Raw genomic sequence first — 5879 nt, 5'->3', positions numbered from 1 at the left:
CACGACCCGGTTCACCGCCCCCATCTCGTAGGCGCGGTCGGCCGAGTACTCCTCGGCGAGGAAGAACACCTCGCGGGCGAACTTCTGCCCGATCTGGCGCGCGAAGTAGGCCGAGCCGTAGCCGGCGTCGAAGCTGCCGACGTCGGCATCCGTCTGCTTGAAGCGCCCGTGCTCGCGACTTGCGATCGTCAGATCGCACACCACGTGCAGCGAGTGGCCGCCGCCCGCCGCCCAGCCCGGCACGACCGCGATGACGACCTTCGGCATGAAGCGGATGAGCCGCTGCACCTCGAGGATGTGCAGGCGCCCCGCCCGCCCGGGATCCGCCACGGCGGCCGCGTCGTCCGAGTACTTGTAGCCGTCGCGCCCGCGGATGCGCTGGTCGCCGCCCGAGCAGAACGCCCAGCCGCCGTCCTTCGGGCTGGGCCCGTTGCCCGTCAGCAGCACGGCGCCGATGCGGGGGTCCTGGCGGGCGATGTCGAGCGCGCGATACAGCTCGTCGACCGTGTGCGGCCGGAAGGCGTTTCGCACCTCCGGCCGATCGAAGGCGATGCGGGCGATGGCCCCGTCCAGGGAGACGTGCGCGGTGATGTCCGTGTAGGAGTCGGCGCCGTCACTGTCCACGGCGCCGGGCGCCGGCATCCACTGCTCTGCGTCGAAGAGCTCCGAAACGGGTTGAGCCATTGCCATAGCCTACGGCCGAGCCGGCTCAGGCAGTGCCGTTCCTGGCGTCGCGCCAGGCGAGCCACGAGCGCACGAGGTCGTAGTCGTAGTCGGGACCCGGGAACGACAGCGTGAAGAGGCGCACACCCGCGTCGAAGAGGTCGTCGGCGACATCCTCGCCGCGTTGGTGGAGCTCGTTCGACAGGATGAGCGTGGACGTGTCGCGCCCCTCGCGCTCGGCCCACCGCTCGATCACCGACAGCTTGTGGGGCATCTCTTCTGCGGTGACGAAGCTGTGCCAGTAGTCGGCGTGCCGGGCGACGAGCCGCAGGGTCTTCTGCTCGCCCTTGCCGCCGATCAGCACGGGGATGCGGCGGGTCGGCGCCGGGTTGAGCTCGTCCCAGCGCGCGGAGATGCGCGCCAGCCCGTCGGCGAGGTCGTTCAGCCGCGTGCCCGGCGTGCCGAACTCGTAGCCGTACTCCTCGTAGTCGCGGCGGAACCACCCGGCACCCGTGCCGAGGATGAAGCGCCCCGCGGCGCCCCCCTTGGCGCTGATGTGGTCGATCGTGCGGGCCATGTCGGCCTGCAGGTCGGGGTTGCGGTAGCTGTTGCAGTTGACGAGCGACCCGAACTCGACGCGCTCCGTCTGCTCCGCCCAGGCGGCCAGCATGGTCCACGACTCGAAGTGCGTCCCGTTCGCGTCTCCCGAGAGCGGGAAGAAGTGATCCCAGTTGAAGAGGATGTCGACGCCCATGTCTTCGAGGCGGCTCACCGCGCCGCGGATGTCGGCGTAGCCGACGTGCTGCGGGCGGAGCTGGATGCCCAGCCGGACGGGGGTATCGGTGAGCATGCCGACCAGCCTATGGCGCGGATCGGAGGGTGCGGCCGCTGCGGACGGTCTTCAGGATGCCGTCGATGATGTCCCATCCCGCGATGATCGCGATGCCGAAGCCGGTGACGACGGAGAGGATGCTGTAGACCTCCGCCGACGAGTCCGCGGGGATGACGGTCGTGAAGAACGCGGGATTGAGCAGCTGATCGGTGGCGAGCAACCAGATCGCGGGCACCGCTGCCGCGAGCGCCAGCACGGCGTTCAGCACGGCGAAGGCGGGGGTCCAGCGACCCTTGACGTAGATCGCCACGGCCATACCCGCCTCGGCGGCGAGGAGCACGAACAGCCCGGCGATCCACCACGGCCACAGGTCGGGGTTGAGCACCGGCAGCCGGTCATCGCCCATCCAGACGAAGCCGATGAAGCGGTCCCACACGATCGCGGCGGCCGCGACCGCGAGGAAGACGAGGCTGGCCACCATGTCGCCGAACCCGAGTCCCTTCGGGCGCGGTTCGGGAAGCTGATCGGGGTCCCAGGCGACGACGGGTTCGCCCCTCGACCCGCTCGTCCGCTCGAGGATGGCGAACACGAGAGTGACCCAGAAGGCCAGGTGCACGACCACCGAGAGCAGGCCGCCCACGGTCGCGCCGATCGCCTCTCCCACGCTCGCCCCGCTCAGCACCTGGCCCAGCGAGATGCCGAAGGCCGCGCACACCGGCACGATCCAGAGCAGCAGCTTCAGCAACCGCCACCACTCGAGGTAGTACCGCGGACCGATGAGGTACAGCGGCCGATCGGTGTAGCCGGCGGCGAGCTTGTCGGGGTCACCCAGCTCGATCAGCACCGCGCGTTCGGCCGCATCCCGCGGCTCGCCGCCGTCGACGCGCGCGTCGATCGCGTCGCCGATCGACGCCTCGAGCTCGGTCGTGAGGTCGGCGCGATTCTTCTCGGGCACACTGCGCGTCGCCGCGTAGACGTAGCGCTCGGTGAGGTTCGTCATCTCAGTTCTCCTCGGTGAGGGAGTCGATCGCGGTCGCGATCGCTCGGAAGTCGGCGGTGAGGGATGCCGCGAGCGAGACGCCCGCGGCGCTGGTGCGGTAGAACTTGCGAGGCCTCGCCTCTTCGGTGTTCCACTCGCTGTCGAGATACCCCTGCTTCTCCAGTCGGCGCAGCAGGGGGTAGAGCGTGTTCGCGTCGGTGGCGAACCCGCGGGCATCGAGCGTCTCGAGCAGCCCGTACCCGTAGCCGGGGGTGCGCAGCAGCTGCAAGCAGGCCAGCACGACCGTGCCTCGGCGCAGTTCCTGCAGATGCATTGCCAGGATGTCGTCATCGCTCATGCCCATCACATTACTGTGCGTCACACACCATTGTCAATCGCGCTTTATTGATTACAAGCGAGTCGGGCGCGACGGGGCATGATGGACCCGTGAGCAACGACGCCGCGGCATCCCTTCCCTCCCTCGACGAGCTGCTCGCGACCGCGCGCGTCGTCTCCCTGCCGATGTCGACGCGGTTCCGCGGCGTCGACGCCCGCGAGGCGGTGCTCTTCGAGGGCCCCGAGGGCTGGACCGAGTTCTCGCCCTTCCCCGAGTACGGCGACGCGGAGGCCGCGACGTGGCTGTCGGCGGCGGTCGATTTCGGATGGCGGACCCAGCCGGCGGCGCTGCGGGATGCGATCCCCGTCAACGCGACGGTGCCGGCCGTGCCGGCGGCATCCGTCCCGGAGGTGCTCGCCCGCTTCGACGGGTGCCGCACGGTGAAGGTCAAGGTCGCCGAGCCGGGTCAGACCCTCGCCGACGACATCGCCCGCGTGCGCGCGGTGCGCGCCGCCCTCGGGCCCGAGGGCCGGGTGCGCATCGACGCGAACGGCGCCTGGAACGTCGACGAGGCCGAGCACGCCGTGCACGCCATGGCCGAATGCGACCTCGAGTACGTGGAGCAGCCGTGCGCGAGCATCGACGAGCTCGCCGAGCTGCGCCGCCGCGTGAAGTACATGGGCATCCCCATCGCGGCCGACGAGAGCGTGCGAAAGGCGTCCGACCCGCTCGCCGTCGCGCGCGCCGGGGCGGCCGACATCCTCGTCGTCAAGGCGCAGCCGCTCGGCGGCGTGCACCGGGCGCTCGAGATCGTCGCCGAGGCCGGACTGCCCGCCGTCGTCTCGAGCGCCCTCGACACCTCCGTCGGGCTGGCCATGGGGGCGGCACTGGCGGCCGCGCTGCCCGAGCTCGACTACGACTGCGGCCTGGGCACGGCATCCCTCTTCGCCGCGGACGTGGCCGAGCCGGCCCTGCTCGCCCGCGCGGGGACCATCGCGGTCGGCCGGGTCACCCCGGACGCCGCGAGGCTCGGCGAACTCGCGGCCGGGGCCGAGCGCCGCGACTGGTGGCACGCGCGCGTGACGCGCTGCCACGCGCTGCTCGGCCGCGGCTGACGCGGATCAGGTCGCGTGCGGCTCGATGATGAGCTGGGCGACCTTCGCGATCTCCTCGCTCGTGCGGCGCGACAGCGCCTTGTGGTCGAGCCCGGCCATGGTGGCCCGCACCGAGACGTCTTCCCACGTCGTCAGCAGGAGACGCGCCGCCTGCGCGGACGACACCCGGAACCCGATTCCCTTCGCGCGGGCGATGTCGTCGATGATCTGCGTGACTCCGAGCACCAGTTCCTCCTCCTGGGCGAGGTAGGCGGCTGCGAGCGCGGGCACGCGGAGGGCATGGTTGCGGATCTCCGACATCAGCAGAACACTGAGCCGGTCGTCGGCCGAGACGTCGAGCACCTGCTGCACGATCTGGAACGGGTCCGTGGGGTCGAGCGCGAATTCTCCACCGGCCTCCAGTTCGGCGACGCGCGCTTTGACGGCGGCGACGCGTTCGCCCGCGACGCGGCCGCAGAGCTCGAGGAACAGTTCGTCCTTCGTCTCGAAGTTCGAGTAGAACGCGCCCCGCGTGAACCCGGCGCGCTCGCAGACCGCTTCGACGGATGCCGCATCGAGGCCGACCTCGGCGAACACCTCCGCCGCGGCATCCAGCAGGCGTGCCCGGGTGTTCTCGCGACTGCGTGTCGCGGCGCGTGGCGCGGTATCGGTCACGGGTACCTCCTCAGGGCGATTCTCACACGAACTGCTCAGCCTTGCGCTGGCGCACCGGAATACGATACATCTATGTATCGGATACATTGGCGTATCGAACTCGCCGCTCCGTAGCCCGGAGCGCCGCACTTTCATTCTGGAGGCGTCGTGTCCACCCTGCTCTACTCCCTCGGCCGCTGGTCGTACCGTCATCCGTGGCGCGTGCTGGTCAGCTGGATTCTCCTGCTGGGCATCGCCGGCGCCGGAGCACTCACTCTCGGCCAGGGAACCGACAACTCCTTCTCCATTCCCGGCACCGAATCGCAGGCCGGCATCGAGCAGTTGAACCGCACGTTCCCGCAGGCGAGCGGCACGAGCGCGCAGGTCATCATCGTCGCCGCTGACGGCGGCTCGATCGAGGACGACCCGTATGCCTCCGCAATCGCCTCGACGATCGGCGACCTCGAGAACCTCGACGGAATGCTCGCGGTCACCGACCCCTTCGGCGAGACGGTCTCGGGCCAGGTATCCGACGACGGCGACGCCGCGATCGTGCGCATGCAGTTCGACGGCGAGGCGACGGATGTTCCGCCCGGAACGAAGGACGCACTTCAGGATGTCGCGGCCGAGCTGCGCGAGAAGCTCCCTTCCGGGTCGCAGGTCGAGCTCGGCGGCGACCTGTACGCCATCTCGGTGCCCGGCGTGACGCTGACCGAGGCCGTCGGCCTGATCATCGCCCTGCTCGTGCTCATCGTCACGTTCCGCTCGTTCGTGGTCGCGGGGCTGCCCCTGCTGACAGCAATCATCGGCGTGGGGCTCTCGATCGCGCTGATCTTCGTCTCCACCGCGTTCGCGAGCGTCTCATCGACCACCCCGCTGCTCGCCCTCATGCTCGGGCTCGCGGTCGGCATCGACTACGCGCTGTTCATCGTCGCCCGACATCAGGACCAGGTGCGCGCGGGCGTCGAACCCGAAGAGTCCACGGCACGGGCGACCGGAACGGCCGGATCGGCCGTGGTGTTCGCAGGCATCACGGTGCTCATCGCCCTCATCGGGCTGAGCTTCGCCGGCATCCCGTTCCTCACGACCATGGGTATCGCGGCCGCCGTCGCCGTCGCCATCGCCGTGCTGGTCGCGCTGACCCTCACCCCGGCGATGCTCGGGTTCGTGAAGGGCCGCGTGGCGGGCCGTCCGAAGCGCGCTTCGTCTCGTCGCTCCGCTGTTGCAGCGCGGAGCGAGACGAAGGGCGCCCGGGAGAAGCGCGGGTTCGCGACGCGATGGGTCGGCCTCATCACGAAACACCCGATCGTCACGACTGTG

At 70.1% G+C, this 5879-nt stretch carries 7 protein-coding genes; 2 read left to right on the top strand and 5 right to left on the bottom strand.

What is annotated here, in order from left to right:
• From VNT50_RS11490 to VNT50_RS11475, 4 genes are all read right to left on the bottom strand, one after another.
• Nucleotides 1–684 (bottom strand): 1,4-dihydroxy-2-naphthoyl-CoA synthase (locus VNT50_RS11490; protein WP_325485256.1); only part of this gene is annotated, 684 nt, incomplete at its 3' end.
• A gap of 25 nt (nt 685–709) precedes the next feature.
• Nucleotides 710–1513, bottom strand: coding sequence for an LLM class F420-dependent oxidoreductase (locus VNT50_RS11485; protein ID WP_325485255.1), 804 nt, complete (start codon nt 1511–1513; stop codon nt 710–712).
• A gap of 10 nt (nt 1514–1523) precedes the next feature.
• Nucleotides 1524–2495 carry a permease prefix domain 1-containing protein gene (locus tag VNT50_RS11480; protein ID WP_325485254.1) on the bottom strand — a complete coding sequence of 324 codons (972 nt, stop codon included), beginning with the start codon at nt 2493–2495 and terminating at the stop codon, nt 1524–1526.
• 1 nt (nt 2496) lies between these two features.
• Complete coding sequence (locus VNT50_RS11475; RefSeq protein WP_325485253.1) at nt 2497–2832, bottom strand: PadR family transcriptional regulator; 336 nt, start codon at nt 2830–2832, stop codon at nt 2497–2499.
• 89 nt (nt 2833–2921) lie between these two features.
• Here VNT50_RS11475 and VNT50_RS11470 point away from each other — a divergent pair, with 89 nt between their 5' ends.
• A complete protein-coding gene (locus VNT50_RS11470; protein WP_325485252.1) occupies nt 2922–3926 on the top strand; it encodes an o-succinylbenzoate synthase in 1005 nt (334 codons plus the stop codon).
• 6 nt (nt 3927–3932) lie between these two features.
• Here VNT50_RS11470 and VNT50_RS11465 read toward each other — a convergent pair whose 3' ends face one another.
• On the bottom strand, nt 3933–4580 hold the full coding sequence (locus VNT50_RS11465) for a TetR/AcrR family transcriptional regulator (RefSeq protein ID WP_325485251.1): 648 nt from the start codon (nt 4578–4580) through the stop codon (nt 3933–3935).
• Nucleotides 4581–4727: 147 nt separating this feature from the next.
• Here VNT50_RS11465 and VNT50_RS11460 point away from each other — a divergent pair.
• Nucleotides 4728–5879: MMPL family transporter (locus tag VNT50_RS11460; protein WP_325485250.1), on the top strand; the 1152-nt coding region annotated here is incomplete at its 3' end.

This window comes from Microbacterium sp. (assembly GCF_035554235.1).
In the GTDB taxonomy this organism is placed as follows: Bacteria; Actinomycetota; Actinomycetes; order Actinomycetales; family Microbacteriaceae; genus Microbacterium.
The sequence above is the reverse complement of the archived record's forward strand: the minus strand, read 5'-3'. Positions and strand labels throughout refer to the sequence as shown.

Bases quoted from the DNA above. Each gene is read 5' to 3' on its own strand.
- VNT50_RS11485 (WP_325485255.1), bottom strand. From the start codon at position 1,513: ATGCTCACCGATACCCCCGTCCGGCTGGGCATCCAGCTCCGCCCGCAG.
- VNT50_RS11480 (WP_325485254.1), bottom strand. From the start codon at position 2,495: ATGACGAACCTCACCGAGCGCTACGTCTACGCGGCGACGCGCAGTGTG.
- VNT50_RS11475 (WP_325485253.1), bottom strand. From the start codon at position 2,832: ATGAGCGATGACGACATCCTGGCAATGCATCTGCAGGAACTGCGCCGA.